Origin of the sequence: Acinetobacter sp. SH20PTE14 (genome assembly GCF_021391555.1) — a bacterium.
Classification (GTDB): Bacteria; Pseudomonadota; Gammaproteobacteria; order Pseudomonadales; family Moraxellaceae; genus Acinetobacter; species Acinetobacter amyesii.
Map to the genome: position 1 here is coordinate 2,109,769 of NZ_CP090067.1, position 14,353 is coordinate 2,124,121.

At 40.0% G+C, this 14,353-nt stretch carries 12 protein-coding genes; 3 read left to right on the forward strand and 9 right to left on the reverse strand.

The annotated features are described in order from the left end of the window. Nucleotides 1-13 precede the first annotated feature (13 nt). Nucleotides 14-1,000: a hypothetical protein gene (locus LXF01_RS10495; RefSeq protein ID WP_233944293.1), complete on the forward strand. Its 987-nt coding sequence runs from the start codon at nucleotides 14-16 to the stop codon at nucleotides 998-1,000. A 76-nt stretch (nucleotides 1,001-1,076) separates the two neighbouring features. Here the strand turns inward: LXF01_RS10495 and LXF01_RS10500 are convergent, their stop codons facing one another. The 5 genes from LXF01_RS10500 to LXF01_RS10520 all read right to left on the reverse strand — a co-directional run bounded on the left by LXF01_RS10500 (nucleotide 1,077) and on the right by LXF01_RS10520 (nucleotide 8,127). Further along, on the reverse strand, nucleotides 1,077-2,519 hold the full coding sequence (locus LXF01_RS10500; protein ID WP_233944294.1) for an aldehyde dehydrogenase family protein: 1,443 nt from the start codon (nucleotides 2,517-2,519) through the stop codon (nucleotides 1,077-1,079). 111 nt (nucleotides 2,520-2,630) lie between these two features. Continuing rightward, nucleotides 2,631-3,107, reverse strand: a complete 477-nt coding sequence (locus LXF01_RS10505) for a hypothetical protein (protein ID WP_180127812.1) — start codon at nucleotides 3,105-3,107, stop codon at nucleotides 2,631-2,633. A gap of 88 nt (nucleotides 3,108-3,195) precedes the next feature. Then, a complete protein-coding gene (locus LXF01_RS10510; RefSeq protein WP_180034698.1) occupies nucleotides 3,196-5,358 on the reverse strand; it encodes a malate synthase G in 2,163 nt (720 codons plus the stop codon). A 525-nt stretch (nucleotides 5,359-5,883) separates the two neighbouring features. Further along, the gene (gene zapE, locus LXF01_RS10515) at nucleotides 5,884-7,035 is read right to left on the reverse strand and encodes a cell division protein ZapE (protein WP_111885050.1); all 1,152 of its coding nucleotides are present in this window, start codon (nucleotides 7,033-7,035) and stop codon (nucleotides 5,884-5,886) included. An 84-nt stretch (nucleotides 7,036-7,119) separates the two neighbouring features. Then, a complete protein-coding gene (locus tag LXF01_RS10520) occupies nucleotides 7,120-8,127 on the reverse strand; it encodes an AraC family transcriptional regulator (RefSeq protein WP_111885051.1) in 1,008 nt (335 codons plus the stop codon). 157 nt (nucleotides 8,128-8,284) lie between these two features. On the opposite strand from LXF01_RS10520, the gene LXF01_RS10525 reads away from it, so the two are divergent. After that, complete coding sequence (locus tag LXF01_RS10525) at nucleotides 8,285-9,814, forward strand: flavin-containing monooxygenase (RefSeq protein WP_180024001.1); 1,530 nt, start codon at nucleotides 8,285-8,287, stop codon at nucleotides 9,812-9,814. A 49-nt stretch (nucleotides 9,815-9,863) separates the two neighbouring features. After that, on the forward strand, nucleotides 9,864-10,772 hold the full coding sequence (locus LXF01_RS10530; RefSeq protein ID WP_233944295.1) for a lysine exporter LysO family protein: 909 nt from the start codon (nucleotides 9,864-9,866) through the stop codon (nucleotides 10,770-10,772). 78 nt (nucleotides 10,773-10,850) lie between these two features. Here LXF01_RS10530 and pyrF read toward each other — a convergent pair whose 3' ends face one another. The 4 genes from pyrF to rpsA all read right to left on the reverse strand — a co-directional run bounded on the left by pyrF (nucleotide 10,851) and on the right by rpsA (nucleotide 14,307). After that, nucleotides 10,851-11,531: an orotidine-5'-phosphate decarboxylase gene (gene pyrF, locus LXF01_RS10535; RefSeq protein WP_078193653.1), complete on the reverse strand. Its 681-nt coding sequence runs from the start codon at nucleotides 11,529-11,531 to the stop codon at nucleotides 10,851-10,853. 241 nt (nucleotides 11,532-11,772) lie between these two features. Further along, nucleotides 11,773-12,138, reverse strand: coding sequence for a lipopolysaccharide assembly protein LapA domain-containing protein (locus LXF01_RS10540; RefSeq protein ID WP_180023907.1), 366 nt, complete (start codon nucleotides 12,136-12,138; stop codon nucleotides 11,773-11,775). A 24-nt stretch (nucleotides 12,139-12,162) separates the two neighbouring features. After that, a complete protein-coding gene (locus LXF01_RS10545) occupies nucleotides 12,163-12,465 on the reverse strand; it encodes an integration host factor subunit beta (protein WP_067767464.1) in 303 nt (100 codons plus the stop codon). 162 nt (nucleotides 12,466-12,627) lie between these two features. Further along, nucleotides 12,628-14,307, reverse strand: coding sequence for a 30S ribosomal protein S1 (rpsA, locus tag LXF01_RS10550; RefSeq protein WP_078193655.1), 1,680 nt, complete (start codon nucleotides 14,305-14,307; stop codon nucleotides 12,628-12,630). Between the last annotated feature and the right edge of the window lie 46 nt (nucleotides 14,308-14,353).

Genomic DNA, 14,353 nt, shown 5'->3' on the forward strand with positions numbered 1-14,353 from the left:
ATCTTTATAATAAATGAAAAATCTAAACCGAAGTTGCTTTATCGTTTTAATTCTAATTTCAAGCCTCTATTCAACCCTACATGCCGCAAAAGTCTCTGTACATACCGTTTCATTTCTACCTTTTAGTCTCGACGCGCTCTATCTCAACGAATATCCATTTAAACAAGACCTAATCAATGAGACTGAGATTCCTGCAGGCAAGTACCGCATTCAGTACAAGCATTTACGCAATCAGCAAATGATCAGTACACATCATTGGGTGACGGTCAAAAATCTTCCCAACACCCAAGAACAACAATTTTCATTGGTCATATTGCCTGATGGTGAAGTAATCAATGTCTCTGATTTTAAAATTACATCTCCAGAGATGTTTCCTGAAATCCGTTTTGCAAAACGTGCTCAAAATAGTTATCGCTTGATGCAAAATCAGCAAAGACAAAGAGATCAGTTTGGCGTGATTTTTCCTGACGTAGATGAAGCCCATACGACGGAATTGGAAGATCAATTTGGCTGGTTTACGGTGAACGAAGATGAAGGGCGTGTCAGGACTAATTGTACAGGCACGTTTAAAATCAATCCTCAAGATGCACTCCCCTATTTCACTACTGCAAATTCAGCTCTTCAGTTTAATTATCAACAAGGAAACAAAATACATAACGCATATTTAGCGTTTAGTGATAACAATCCGCTTATTCCAATCGAAGATCGAACAATTCATGAGGCAACAGATTACAAAAATGGCTTGAAGTTTGATGTGTATATTCACAATATCCAAAAAATGAAAACCGAGAGTATTTCTTCTAATTATTCAATCTACAATTACAAGGTTCAGGTCAAGCTGTATATGACGGTCTTGCAGCGTAAACCTATGCTGTTGATGAATCACAAAATGTACTATCAGGATAATTGTTCAAGCCAAGATATTGGCTCTTTTCTGTATTACAAAACACGCTGGAGTCGTTTTTGGGACTATATACTTCCTGATATTTCATGGAAATAAACTAGAAATGTCCTGCATAACAGAACCTGCAGTGAAGTCTATTGCACAAGATAAAATAGACTTCAATTTGTGTATTTTAAGCAGGGAACGTTTGCCAATGGGTGCGGGTAAATTCCTCAAATATCCACTCACCATTAAAACGACCAAGGCCTGAATTACGTTCACCACCAAAGGGTGCATTAGAATGATCCGCCACACTGATGCCATTGATATGCGTCATGCCTATATCGAGTTTGGCAGCAAACTCTCCGCCGCGTGCTAGGTTTGAGGTACATACTGCACTCGACAAACCAAATCGGGTTGAATTTGCCAATTCTAGTGCATGCGCTTCATCTCGCGCTTTTAAAATCGGCAAGATTGGCCCAAAACTTTCTTCTAATGCAATATCAGCGTGCGCATCGACATGAGTAAAAATATGCGGTGCAACCAATTGATCTTCAATACCGCCTGCATAGGCTAAAATTGCATCTTGCTGAATGGCGTTTTGAATAATGGTTTTTATTTTATCGACTTGTGCCTTGTTGATGATAGGCCCTATCAGGGTTTCAGTATCATTCGGATTACCGACCACAATGCTTTTTACCCGTTTAATTAATTTTTCAACATAAGCATCGTGCAAGGATTCATCCACAATCACTCGATTGGTACTCATGCAGATTTGTCCTTGATGCAAAAAACGCCCCATCACGGTCAGTTCAACGGCTAAATTTAAATCTGCATCATCTAAAATCACTAAAGGCGCATTGCCGCCAAGTTCCAGCGCTAAACGCTTAATCCGTGAACTTGCCAAAGCTTTCACCCCCACCTGTTGACCCACTTCAGTTGAACCTGTAAATGAAATCATTTTAGGCACAGGATGCTCTACAAAATAGTCGCCAATTTCATTGCCGCTGCCTGCAACAACATTTAATACACCATGCGGCAAACCCGCTTCTTCAAATAATTTCCCGAGTAACGTTCCACCTGTCACTGGCGTGTCACTTGCAGGCTTCAGTACCACACTATTGCCGCAAGCAATCGCAGTCACCACAGAACGCATCGACAAATGAAATGGAAAATTCCAAGGGCTAATCACTGCTATGACTCCCAAGGGTTTGCGCAGTACAAAACTCTTTCGACTCGGATCTTTACTCTCTAGCTCCACGGTGTGCATTTTTTCAGGAAAACTCAGCGATTCTTGGATAATGCCGAGCGCCGCATCAACTTCAATATTGGCTTTTAAACGTGTACTCCCAGATTCATCTATCAGCCATTGAATAATTTCTTCTCTGCGCTGCTGAATGGTTTGAGCTAATTTGTTGATAACTTGCTGACGTACTTTAATAGACTTGGTCTTTTCTGATTTAAATGCTGCTGCTGCCGCACTATAAGCACTGTCTACATCGACACTGCTGGCAGCCTGCAATTCAAAAATTTCTGCTTGGCTAAAGGGATTGATATTCTTGATGTGACGCGTTGAAGTCCCTGCTCGCCATTGCCCACCAATATATTGCAAATCTAATGCGGTATAAGCTGACATCGTTTCCATCCTATTTTTATCATTCATCCCAATGTAAAGGCTTCAGCATTGAAAAGCTATGAGAAAAACAGGATAAAACTTTATAATTAATTTCTTTTACAACCTTATACTTTAAACAGGCTGATGAATCTGCCGCATCGCTTTATAGATTCGCCAATAAATATAACAGCTAATGATGACTTCAAAACTTAGATCTTTAACTGTGGTGAGTTGCTCAAGCACAGCCTCCTCCATGTTTAGGGTCAACATGGGTAACAGCCCTTCGACAACAACAGCGATCAAGATAAAGAGGACTAAACTCTGAATCGTTACGGGCAAATACAATGCAATAAAGCGCTTTAAAAAATCTCGGCCTTGCTCGCCGCCATTGGCTTTAAATATGGCATTCACCCAGCTAATCAGCAGACCAACTTGTAAAACAAACGAAGCCCAAGCTTCTGTAGGTTTGGATTCTGGGGTTAACGTCAGTGCTAAGTAGCTAAAGAAAATCAATATTGAGCTGGCAATATAGTAGTTTTTATAATGGGTTTCAGAGACTTTATTCAGTCTTATATCCTCCACCAACCGACTTACATTCCATAAATACATGGAGATTCCTTTTCATTTTTTATGTCGACATTCTAACTTTCTCAAGCAATAAAAAAAGCCTCCGAAGAGGCTTTTTTTGATTTACAGATTAGTCACCTGTATAACCTTTTAATTTTAAACGGTAAGCATGTAATAGAGGCTCTGTATAACCAGATGGCTGCTCGCCGCCTTTGAATACTAAGTCATAAGCAGCTTTGTATGCATAACCATCAAAGCTTGGTGCCATTGGCGTGTAAAGTGGATCGTTGGCATTTTGCTCATCCACAACTTTCGCCATGCGCTTAAATACTTCTTCAACTTGTTCAGCAGTTACGATACCGTGACGTAACCAGTTTGCAACGTGTTGAGAAGAAATACGTAAAGTTGCACGGTCTTCCATCAAACCAACGTTGTTGATGTCTAGAACTTTTGAACAACCTACACCCAAATCAACCCAACGAACCACATAACCCAAGATACCTTGAAGGTTGTTTTCGAGTTCTTTGGTTTTCTCTTCTTCAGACCAGTTTGTATCTGTCGCTAAAGGCGGTGTTAACAAATCATCTAAAGATAGTGGCTGAGTATTCAACAACTCTTTTTGACGCTCAGAAACATTGCACTGATGGTAGTGAATCGCGTGAATTACAGCGCCAGATGGAGACGGAACCCATGCACAGCTTGCGCCAGCTTCTGGATGCTCAATTTTTGTTTTGTACATATCAAGCAACATATCTGGTTTTGGCCACATGCCTTTACCGATTTGCGCTTTACCACGTAAGCCGGCTTGAAGACCGATCATCACGTTACGGTTTTCATATGCAGGGAACCAGATTTGAGACTTCACTTCGCCTTTACGAACGAATGGACCTGCTTCCATGAAAGTATGGATTTCATCACCCGTACGGTCCATGAAACCTGTATTAATAAAGATCGTACGATCTTTCGCTTGCGCGATACAGTTTTTCAAGTTCACAGAAGTACGACGTTCTTCGTCCATGATACCGATTTTCAAAGTCTTCGCAGGTAGACCAAGCGCTTGTTCAGCACGCTCAAATAATTCAACTGCAAATGCAACTTCTTCTGGACCGTGCATTTTTGGCTTAACGATATACATAGAACCTTTACGAGAGTTCTTGTTTTCGTTTTCACCTTTAATATCTGCAAACGTCAATAACGGTGTGATCAATGCATCCATGATGCCTTCGTAGATTTCAGCACCATCTACAAGGATCGCAGGGTTTGTCATCAAATGACCTACGTTACGAAGCAACATCAATGAACGACCGTGAAGCGTAGTTTCACCACCGATTAAATTTTTGTGCGTACGATCTTTATTTAATGTACGCGTGATGGTCTTACCATTTTTCTCGATTGACTCAGAAAGCGTACCTTTCATTAAGCCTAACCAGTTACGGTAGCCTTCAACTTTCTCTTCAGCATCAACTGCTGCAATTGAGTCTTCTAAGTCTTGAATTGTGGTTACCGCAGCTTCAAGAACTAAGTCTTTAACACCCGCAGCATCAGTTGAACCAATTGGGCTCGTCGCATCAATTTCAATGATTACATGCAAACCATTGTTTAAAAGTACAATTTCAGTTGGCGCAGCTTCGTCACCATTAAAACCAACAAACTGAGCTTCTTTCGCTAAAGTTGCAGTTGAGCCATCTTTTAGGCTTACAACTAACTTTTTGCCTTCTACCGCATATTTAGTTGCATCTGCATGCGAACCATTAGCTAGCGGGAAAGTTTCATTTAAGAAGTTTTTAGCAAATTCGATAACTTTTGCGCCACGAGCTGGGTTATAGCCCTTACCTTTTTCCGCGCCGTCTTCTTCTGAGATCACGTCAAAACCGTAAAGCGCATCGTAGAGTGAACCCCAACGTGCGTTCGCAGCGTTTAAGCAGTAACGTGCATTACGTACAGGCACTACTAATTGCGCACCAGCCAATAATGCGATTTCTTCGTCTACATTTTCTGTGCTGATTTGGAAATCTTCTACTTCTGGTAATAAGTAGCCAATTTCAGTAAGGAAAGCTTTGTAAGCTTCGAGTTCAAATTTGTTGTTGCGGTGCCATTCATCAATTTTAGCTTGAATGTCGTCACGCTTAGCCAATAGTGCTTTGTTCTTTGGGCTAAGATCGACAACGACTTGTTCAAAGTTTTTCCAGTAAGTTTCACTGTCTAAACCTGAACCCGGTAGTGCTTCATTTTCGATGAAATCGTAAAGTTCTTTAGCAATCGCTAACTTGCCTTTTTGAATACGTGCAGTCATTGTCTTTCCTGATATTGCTATTTTTTATAACAAGAGATTCTAGTATACCCATTTATACTTTGCTGAATAGTACTATCACATTCCTAAATAATGATCATTTTCTATGTAATGAAATACCCTCATCATTCAACATAATAAAGATCAGAAATACGACGTCATCATCAGCCTGAATACCTTTTTACAGTGTATAAAGTTTTTGAAATGTCGAAATTAGACTTAAGTGCAGAATTTTGTTCTAAAACTGAACAAATAGACCCAAGCGTCAAACAAACTCACTCGATTAAGCCATGAAATGCTGCCAATGTCGATGCTACAACTTCAACCAATCAGTTTAAATTTAACGCTTTTATCGATGAATTATTAAACAACCCTTCTTCTTATTAAATGATGCTTTTATCTTCCGACCTCGCTTTTAAAGTCGATTGTTCGATCTATACTTTTTCTTATCTATGCATGTAATCTAAAACTAAAAATCAAAAAAAAGAACGCCATCAAGACGTTCTTTTTTCATTCCAACAGAAAAGCTTAATTTTCTGCTGTAGATTCTGGTGCATTGATTTGACGGTGAGATGTATGTAGATAATCATCAGACTGCATTTCCAATAAGCGCGAACGTGTACGCTCAATTTCAAATGCCAATTTTTCACCTTGATATAATTCAATAATCGTATCTTCTGAAGTAAGCAACAACTTCACACCACGGTCATAAAATTCATCGACTAGATAGATAAAACGACGAGTCCCTTCAGACAAATAATCCGTCATGTGCGGCACATTACTCACCAAGACCGTATTATAAATATTGGCAATTTCAATAAAGTCCGCTGGACTACGTGGTTTTAGGCAAAGCTCAGAATATTCACACCACAGCACATCTTCCGTATGACCAATGGTTTCTACAATACGCTGATTAATAATAATTGGCTCTTGTGAAACCGTTTGGGTTTGCGTTAATGCTGTAAAACGCTGTGCCATCCACAACTTATGTTCATGTGTTAAAGGCGACTTAAACAACTGCGCTTGTTTCAATACACGTAAACGATAGTCTACGCCTGAGTCTACATTTAAAATCACACAGTTCTTTTTCACCATTTCGATGGTTGGGATAAAACGGTCACGATGGATCCCGTTTTTATACAAACCATCTGGTGCGATGTTAGAGGTTGCAACAAGGGTGATCCCACGCGTAAATAATTTTTGGAATAGATCACTCAAAATCATAGCATCCGTGACATTGGATACAAAGAATTCATCAAAGCAGATCACGACTGCTTCTTTATAAATTTGGTCGGCAACAAGGTCTAGTGGATTACGCTGACCTGAAAGTTTATTTAATTCACGGTGTACGTACTGCATAAAGTGATGGAAATGCATACGTGTTTTGCGTCGAAATGGCACAGAATCATAAAACTGATCCATCAGCCACGTTTTACCACGTCCTACACCGCCCCACATATACACCCCTTTCGGTGCAGTTTGACGACGGAAACGACGAAACGCTTTTTTAGAAGCCTTAAAACGTTGGATTAATTCTTGCCAAACTCGATCCAACTCATGCACCGCTTGCGCCTGTTCCTGATCTGGTAAAAACTGACCAGATGCTAAGGCTTGAGCATAACGCTCAGCCGGTGAAATCGGAGTAAATGCGGTGTTGTGTGGTGACTGAAAATCTGACATATCATTAAATACTTTTTTGGGCTAAATGAATTATAACGAAGAATAAACTCGAAGATATAACACTTTGGCAGTAAAGCGCATTGGCTATTTATTATATTGTCTCGGACTATGCCCAAACCAACGTTTAAACGCATGATTAAACGCCGCAGGTTCTGAATAGCCCAGCAATTCTGCAATCATTTCAATTGAATATTCATTATATTCAATCATACGGAGTGCTTTATCTTTAATAATATCTTCACGAATTTGCTTATAACTGGTATTTAACTGTTGCAGTTGATGACGCAAAGTTCTTTCAGGCAAGTTCAACGCTTGAGCAGTTGCTGCCATACTTGGCATCGCACCACTTTGTAATTCCAAATAATCTTGCACACGTTGAACCAATGATGGCGCATCTTCATCGGCGCTTAAACGTTCTAACTCCGCAATACATTTCGACTCATATAATCGAAAAGTAATAATATCTGCGGAAGGGATCCGAATATCTAAAACATCTTCATCGAACCAAAATGCCGCAAATGGCGCACCAAATCGAACTTGAGAGCCATAATAATCAGTAAACATTTTTAATTTTTCAGGATCTTTGGGTTCAGCAAACGGCAAATCAATTTGAACTTGTGGTGTCGATAACCCCATCATTTTGTAAAGATCGCGGATGAATTTATAAGTTCCTGAAATCTCTGACTGCGCCAATAATGCACCCAGTGGCGCATACACATCTTGCGGTTGGTAGCATAAAGCCACTTTATGCTGACTGATTTGCAAACTCAAACGCCCAGTTAGATGTGTCAACTGTTGAAAGCGAATCCCCTGATTTAAAGCTTGGCGTAAAGTATCACTGGTGACCAATAACATCAGCAACGGGCCATAACCCGCCAACGTATAATGCTGACCAATAAATAACCCTTGCTCAGGTTCTACATCTTTACCAATGACTTTCAGTACATCCCACTCTAAACTCGGATGAATCACTGAAGTAGGATCGAGCGCGTCGACACGCAGCCCAATAGTTTGCAAACGTTGATCGACATCTACGCCTGCTTTACGCATTCCTTGTACTAAATACATCAGGCTTAGAATGGATCGTTTCATAAATCGTAAAATGACATTAAATTTCTTCTTTTTTACTACAAATTTGCAATTATGAACATTGCCGTTTCGATCAATTTTTCTGTCACCTCAATCATATTGTTCTGATCATGAACTCAAGTATGCTTAACTTGTAATCTCGCTTGGAATTAAAAAAATGATGCAGGAAGCGCAAACAAAAACAGTGCAAACCCCAAAAGCCAATTCTGAAATACATACACAAATCGCCATCATCGGCGGTGGTTTTGGTGGTATTGCTATGGCGATACGCCTTTTACAACAAGGTAATCAAGATTTTTTGATCCTCGAAAAAGCCAATGATTTTGGTGGAACCTGGCGTGAAAACCGCTACCCTGGCGCTGCGTGTGATGTGCAATCACATATGTATTCGCTTTCTTTTGCACCCAAAACAGATTGGTCAAAACGTTATGCTGAAGCGCCGGAAATATTTGACTATATCCAACAGGTCACCCGTGAATATAATTTAAAACAATTCTGTCGCTTTAACAGTGAAGTACTTTCAAGCCAATACAATGAATCAACCTGCGACTGGCATTTAGAACTCAAAGATGGCGTTAAAATTACCGCTCAATACGTGATTTTTGCATCTGGCCCGCTACATGTCCCGCAAATTCCACACATTCCGGGCATTGAAAAATTTAAAGGCAAAGTGTTTCATTCTTCTCAATGGGATCATCAATATCCATTAGAAGGTAAAAAAGTCGCATCGATTGGTACAGGCGGCAGTGCCATCCAATACATTCCTGAAATCGCACCACAAACAAAACAACTGTATGTTTTTCAACGTACCGCGGCTTGGGTCATTCCACGAGATGAACGCAGTTATCATGGTTTAGAAAAATCATTATTTAAAAAATATGATTGGTTTCGAAAAATTCACCGCGCTCGCCTGTATTGGACCAACGAATCACGTGTCGTGCCAATTGTTAAACCAACTACCATGAAATATGCGCAAAAACTGGCAGAACTGTATATTAAGTATCAAGTGAAAGATGCTGAACTTGCCAAGAAACTAACGCCAAACTACATCATGGGTTGTAAACGCATTTTAATTTCTAATAAATACTTTCCAACCTTTAATCGACCTAATGTGGAATTGGTCAGTGATGCAATACAAGAAATCACTGAAAATGCCATTATTACCAAAGATGGAAAATCCCGTGAAATCGATTGTCTGATCTATGGTACAGGCTTTATTACCGATCCAAGAATTTATTTAAAATCATTTGAATGTATTGGTGAAAATGCTCAAGAACTCAAACAAGTTTGGCAAGCTGGCGCAGAAAGTTTTTATGGCATTTGCACCAAAGGCTTTCCAAATCTATTCCAATTATTAGGCCCCAATACTGTGCTTGCCCATAATTCAGTGGTATTTATGATTGAGGCACAAGTCGATTACATCTTACAAATGATGCAATTGGTTTCAAAATCTAATGTTCAAGCCATCGCTGTCAAAGATCAGGTGCAAGATCAATTTAACACTCATGTACAAGACATGCTTGATGGTACGGTATGGCAATCAGGCTGCGTGAGTTGGTATCAGCAAAATGGCGGTAAAAATTTTGCACTGTGGCCAACTTATACATGGAAATATTGGCTGGCTACTCGAAAAATAAATCCAGCCGATTTTCGACTCCTCAGTAAAACAAAATCTAGTCATGCAGCTTAAGCAATAACAGGTCATAATAGGCAGGTATTCATTATCTGCCTATTTTTGTATGCAATCTTTCTGGTTGATTTTCCAGCTCTTAGCCTGTTTAGGGCTTGGTTTTATTCTTGCACGTCGCCTACCCACTTGGCTTGAAAAAATCGCCTTTAAACTCCTGCCGTACTTTACTTATATTTTGTTATTTGCGATTGCGATCGAATTTTCTGAAACATTACACACTATTCCAGCACCTCTGCAAATCCTCTCTTCATCAGTACTTATTGCACTATTGACCTCAATGGGTGCTTTTATTTGCTGCTATATTTTGTTTAAGCTTTTAGGCTATAAACCCAGTCATGGCAAAGTGTCCATGCAGTTAGTAATAAGCTCACTCATCAATATTAGCTATGCTTTTATTGCATTAGGTTTAGGTTATGCTTTTGCCGAAATTGCAGCACATTTTAGTCTTCAGCCACATATGAGTACTTGGGATCTACTTTTAGTCTTCATGTTTCTGATTGGTCTAGATCTCGCCTACTCACCGCTCGATCGTTCTTGGTTAAATTGGAAAATTCTACTTGTTCCTCTGGGCTGTATCGTCGGTTCACTTTTGGGCGCTTTTGCTGCAGCCTATCTATTGCCACAAATCAGCCTGAAAGATTTGATTATGCTGTCACAAGGCTATGGTTTCTATTCGATGACAGGCATCGTCGTGACTGAATTAAAAAATGCGCATCTAGGCAGTATCGCGCTGATGAATGATTTATTCAGAGAAATCTTTGCGATTGTGTTTATGTATATTATTGGCTGGCGTTACCCACGCTCTGCAATTTCATCTGCGGGTGCAACAGCTATGGATGTCACCCTACCTATGGTCAAACAAGCCTGTGGTAATGATTTTATTCCACATGCCATGGTCAGCGGCTTTATCCTTTCTGTACTTGCACCTATATTGGTGAGTATATTGGCGGCTATCTAACCCTCACCTAAGTCCTCTCCCAGAGAGGGAGAGGACTTCCTCTCTCCCTTTGGGAGAGAGTTAGAGAGAGGGTAAATATTAAAGTGTCGCCAAAATATCTTTTAAAGTTTGACGCATATTGTCCGATTTAGTAATTGGACGGCCAATCACCAAATGTGTAGAACCATCAAGCATAGCTTGTTTAGGTGTCACAATTCGTTTTTGATCATCAGCTGCAGAACCCTCAGGACGGATACCCGGTGTTACCAATGCAAAGTCAGCACCCAAAGTTTCACGTAACATTTTCGCTTCTTGTGCCGAACAAACTACACCATCCAAACCACTTTCTTTCGTTAAAGTCGCAAGACGCTTCACATGTTCAAAAGGTTCCACATCTAAGCCTAATTCCGCAAGATCTTCACGACCCATTGATGTCAAAACCGTAACAGCAATTAACTGAGTATTGTAATTGCCCGCCTTTAGGCGCTCTACACAGGTTTCCATCATTTTACGGCCACCTGATGCATGGACATTGACCATCCACACACCCATATCCGCAGCTGCACAAACTGCTTGTGCTGTGGTGTTTGGAATATCATGGAATTTAAGATCTAGAAATACTTCAAAACCTTTATCGTGCAATGCTTTAACGATACTTGAACCCTCATGGGTAAATAACTCTTTACCAACCTTAACTCGACATAATGCAGGATCTAACTGCTCTGCAATTGTAAGTGCGTCATATTGGCTTTTAGCATCTAGTGCAACGATGATACTCAAGAGACTTACCCTTCATTTTGACAAAATTAGTGCATTATAGATGGATTCAACTTGATCAGAAAGTCATAAAACTCATGTTAATTGAAATGATTAATTTGAATTGAGCTATCTCATTATTTTATTTAAGATATATGGCTTATTTTTTCAGCCCATAAAAAAAACACCCCGATGATCCACCAGAGTGTTTAATATAAAATTTAACTATACTCATAAAAGTAGTTAATTTACTTCATAAACCCAATTATAACGGGTTAGAAGGACGCTCATTTGCATCAATATCTAAAACTGTTTTTTCATGACGTGTATGTGCAGCCGCTTCAGCAGCAGCCAGTTGAGCAGTTTGAATTTGCTCTTTACGTAGGCGCTCAATATCTTTACGTAGACGTTTAATTTCCCAGTTATTTTGAAATACTCGGAATACTTGCACTGCCAATAAAAGACCTAAAACCAAACCTAATGACAATGTTAATAGCAATAAAAGCCCTAAACGCATTGCAGGCACTTGTGTAAACAACAAATCGACTGAAAGTTCAGTTCCGTTTTGCAGTACCAAAGCCAATGAGTATCCAAATAGGACTAATAGAATTACGACCAATACGTAACGCATAAACACCCCTAACTATGTTTTAAATTAGTTTGCAGATTCGTTTACCGCATCACGTAAAGCTTTACCAGGTTTAAAGTGCGGAACAGCTTTTGCTGCAACTTCAACAGATTTGCCGGTTTTTGGGTTACGACCCACACGTGGCTCACGGTGATGTAATGCAAAACTACCAAAACCACGGATTTCAATTCGGTTGTCTGTAGACAAAGCTTCGATCATTTGATCGATCATTATCTTAACGGCCTCTTCCACTAAGGGTTCAGCTAAGTGTGGGTTTTTAAGAGAAATACGCTCTATTAAGTCAGACTTATTAAGTGCTTCAGTAGTCATCTGCGACCTCTTTAATTATCAAGCTACCTAGGATCAGTTTCCCGATAATAACCTGTTTAAATACAAAACGGTAGCGTAATAATCACTTACTACGCTACCGTTACAGTAATTGTGTAAAATATATTAATTAATTTACATTAACAATACAATTCAAACACTTACTTAGTGGTTCATTTGAGCTTTGATCAAATCACCAATAGTCTTAGGACCATTGTCTGAAGTTGCTGTAGCTGTCTTGTTCAAGTTAGCTACTGCTTCTTTTTCTTCAGCTTCGTCTTTCGCTTTGATAGACAAATTGATAGAACGTGATTTGCGGTCTACGTTGATGATTTTAGCTTCAACTTCTTGACCAACTTCAAGGAACTTAGTTGCATCTTCAACGCGGTCGCGGTTGATTTCAGATGCTTTAAGAGTCGCTTCAACTTCGTCAGCTAACTTAACAGTAGCGCCTTTAGCGTCAACTGCAGTTACAGTACCTTTAACAAGCGCACCGCGTTCGTTAGCAGCTAAGAAATCGTTGAACGGATCGCTGTTCATTTGTTTGATGCCAAGGCTGATACGGTTGCCTTCAGCGTCTACTGAAAGGATAACCGCTTCAACTGTGTCACCTTTCTTGTAACGACGGATAGCTTCTTCGCCTTGTTCGTTCCAAGAAATGTCAGACAAGTGAACTAGACCATCGATACCGCCTGGTAAACCGATGAAGATACCGAAGTCAGTGATTGACTTGATAGTACCTGAAACTTTTTCACCTTTGTCGTGTTCTTTAGCAAACTCTTCCCATGGGTTAGCACGAGTTTGTTTGATACCAAGAGAAATACGACGACGCTCTTCATCAACTTCAAGAACCATAACGTCAACTTCGTCACCGATCTGAACAACTTTAGATGGGTGGATGTTTTTGTTAGTATGGTCCATTTCTGAAACGTGTACTAAGCCTTCAACGCCTTCAGCGATTTCAGCGAAGCAACCGTAGTCAGTTAAGTTAGTTACACGAGCTTTAACGATAGAACCTTTAGGGTAACGGTTCATGATCGCTAACCATGGATCTTCGCCTAATTGTTTAAGGCCTAAAGATACGCGGTTACGTTCGCGGTCGAATTTAAGTACTTTAACAGTAACTTCTTGACCAACTTCAACAACTTCTGAAGGATGCTTGATACGTTTCCAAGCCATATCAGTGATGTGAAGAAGACCATCAATACCACCAAGGTCAACGAACGCGCCGTAGTCAGTAAGATTTTTGATAGTACCAGTAACTGTTTGACCTTCTTCAAGCTGAGCAAGAAGAGCTTCACGGTCAGCTGAAGATTCAGCTTCCATAACAGCACGACGAGATACAACAACGTTGTTACGTTTAGCATCTAGTTTGATTACTTTAAATTCTAACTCTTTACCTTCTAAGTGAGTAGTATCACGAATAGGACGAGTATCAACTAAAGAACCTGGAAGGAACGCACGAACTGGACCGATGTCAACAGTGAAACCGCCTTTAACCTTACCAGAGATAACACCAGTAACGATTTCGCCGTCTTCAAAGATTTTTTCAAGTTTAGTCCAAGTTTCAGCACGTTTAGCTTTTTCACGTGATAAAACTGTTTGACCCATACCGTTGTCAAGAGCTTCAACAACTACATCAACAGTGTCGCCAACTTGAACTTCAAGTTCACGTTGTTCATTTAAGAATTCAGCGCGGTCAACAATACCTTCTGATTTAAGGCCAGTGTCAACTGTTACCCAGTCAGAGTCGATGCTTACTACAACGCCTTGGATGACAGCACCCTTTTCAACGTTGAGGTTTAATTCGCTTTCTTCAAAGAGGGCTGCAAAAGATTCGGTCATGATATACCTAGTAAAGTCAGCGGTCTTGGATCAGACAAGGCCGGTT

Coding starts and splice junctions, on each gene's coding strand:
- LXF01_RS10495 (WP_233944293.1), top strand. CDS start 14: ATGAAAAATCTAAACCGAAGTTGCTTTATCGTTTTAATTCTAATTTCA.
- LXF01_RS10500 (WP_233944294.1), bottom strand. CDS start 2,519: ATGTCAGCTTATACCGCATTAGATTTGCAATATATTGGTGGGCAATGG.
- LXF01_RS10505 (WP_180127812.1), bottom strand. CDS start 3,107: ATGTATTTATGGAATGTAAGTCGGTTGGTGGAGGATATAAGACTGAAT.
- LXF01_RS10510 (WP_180034698.1), bottom strand. CDS start 5,358: ATGACTGCACGTATTCAAAAAGGCAAGTTAGCGATTGCTAAAGAACTT.
- zapE (WP_111885050.1), bottom strand. CDS start 7,035: ATGTCAGATTTTCAGTCACCACACAACACCGCATTTACTCCGATTTCA.
- LXF01_RS10520 (WP_111885051.1), bottom strand. CDS start 8,127: ATGAAACGATCCATTCTAAGCCTGATGTATTTAGTACAAGGAATGCGT.
- LXF01_RS10525 (WP_180024001.1), top strand. CDS start 8,285: ATGCAGGAAGCGCAAACAAAAACAGTGCAAACCCCAAAAGCCAATTCT.
- LXF01_RS10530 (WP_233944295.1), top strand. CDS start 9,864: ATGCAATCTTTCTGGTTGATTTTCCAGCTCTTAGCCTGTTTAGGGCTT.
- LXF01_RS10540 (WP_180023907.1), bottom strand. CDS start 12,138: ATGCGTTACGTATTGGTCGTAATTCTATTAGTCCTATTTGGATACTCA.
- LXF01_RS10545 (WP_067767464.1), bottom strand. CDS start 12,465: ATGACTACTGAAGCACTTAATAAGTCTGACTTAATAGAGCGTATTTCT.
- rpsA (WP_078193655.1), bottom strand. CDS start 14,307: ATGACCGAATCTTTTGCAGCCCTCTTTGAAGAAAGCGAATTAAACCTC.